This window comes from Neisseria sp. 74A18 (assembly GCF_001308005.1).
GTDB classification, from domain to species: Bacteria; Pseudomonadota; Gammaproteobacteria; order Burkholderiales; family Neisseriaceae; genus Neisseria; species Neisseria dumasiana.
In genome coordinates this window covers 1-1,568 of the sequence record NZ_LGZA01000070.1, presented here as the reverse complement: position 1 = coordinate 1,568, position 1,568 = coordinate 1, and the positions used below count along the sequence as shown (strand labels likewise).

At 41.5% G+C, this 1,568-nt stretch carries 1 protein-coding gene; it reads right to left on the bottom strand.

Features of this window, described 5'->3' with window-relative positions:
* Window positions 1-167: 167 nt before the first annotated feature.
* A complete protein-coding gene (gene hemB / locus AKG43_RS11800) occupies window positions 168-1,175 on the bottom strand; it encodes a porphobilinogen synthase (protein ID WP_054617465.1) in 1,008 nt (335 codons plus the stop codon).
* Window positions 1,176-1,568 lie beyond the last annotated feature (393 nt).

The window sequence follows — 1,568 nt, the reverse complement described above, 5'->3', positions numbered from 1 at the left end:
GGTATCGTTCGTCTTGGGTCAGTTGTGTGTAGCTCATATGCAATCTTTCTTGCAGGAAAGGCCGTATGCTACCGCATACTGGCCTTTTTCTGTTGTGGAAAGTTGCACTTCAAATTTGAATCCGCTGCCGTCTGAAAAAATCAGACGGCCTTTGTATTGATCTCAGCTTATTTGTTTGAATGTAGCTGTTTGGCCGCTTCAATTGCATAATAAGTCAATATGCCGTCGGCACCGGCACGTTTGAAAGCCAGCAAACTTTCTAAAATAACTTTGTTGCCGTCAAGCCAGCCATTTTGAATAGCCGCTTGGAGCATGGCATATTCCCCGGAAACTTGATACGCGAAAGTAGGTACGCCAAATTCATCCTTAACCCTTCTGACGATATCCAGATAAGGAAGGCCGGGTTTTACCATAACCATATCGGCACCTTCTTGAATATCCAAAAAAACTTCATGCAATGCCTCGTTAGAATTTGCCGGATCCATTTGATAAGTTGACTTGTCGGCTTTTCCTAAGTTGGCAGAACTGCCGACAGCATCCCGAAAAGGGCCATAGAATGCAGAAGCATATTTGGCCGAATAGGCCATAATGCGTGTATGTATATGACCGGCATCTTCCAAAGCTTTGCGGATCGCACCAATGCGACCGTCCATCATGTCCGAAGGAGCTACAACTTGAGCCCCTGCATCGGCATGGCAAAGCGCCTGTTTAATCAACACTTCTATCGTTTCATCGTTAAGCACATAACCTTCTTTGTCAATCAATCCGTCTTGACCGTGAATGGTGTAAGGATCAAGCGCTACATCGGTCATGATGCCTAATTCGGGAAAAGTTTCGCGTAGTTTTCTGACGGCGGTGGGTGCTAAACCTTCCGGGTTGTAGGCCTCTTCAGCTGTTTCTGTTTTATTGTTCGTTACAACCGGGAAAAGTGCGAGCATGGGGATGTCCAATCGAACAGCCTCTTCCGCTGTATATAGCAGTTTATCTATGCTTTGCCTTCTTACGCCCGGCATCGATACAACATTTTCCTCTTGGTTCACTCCTTCTAAAATAAAAACCGGATAAATTAAATCATGAGCAGTTAAAGAGTGTTCCCGCATCAGTTTTCGCGAGAATTCGTCTTTGCGCATACGTCGCATTCTAGTAGAGAGAGTAGTTCTGTTGGAAAAATTCATGATTTTATACCTTTGATTTATTTGATACTTTATTTTGATTGAGAATTTTTAATTGAGAATATAGATGAATGAACGAACGGCTGATCGTTAATATTAAATTACTCAAAATTATAGGAACAATAGTTAGTAAAGGGAAATGATAGTCAGGTAAAGATTTTGTATAAATATGAAATCGAATATTTCTGGTTGGTTATTAATTCAGGTAACAAACTTTGTATAAATTACAAAATAAAAACCGATAAGAAACATCGGGATGGGTAATTTGATGCAAATAATTGCATTTTTGGTGTTGACGGGTTGGGTTTGGGGTGTGTATAGTTCGGTTTCTTCGCTGCTGAGACGGCGGATTTAAGTTCTTTAACAACACAGATTACCGATAAGTGTGAGTGTCTT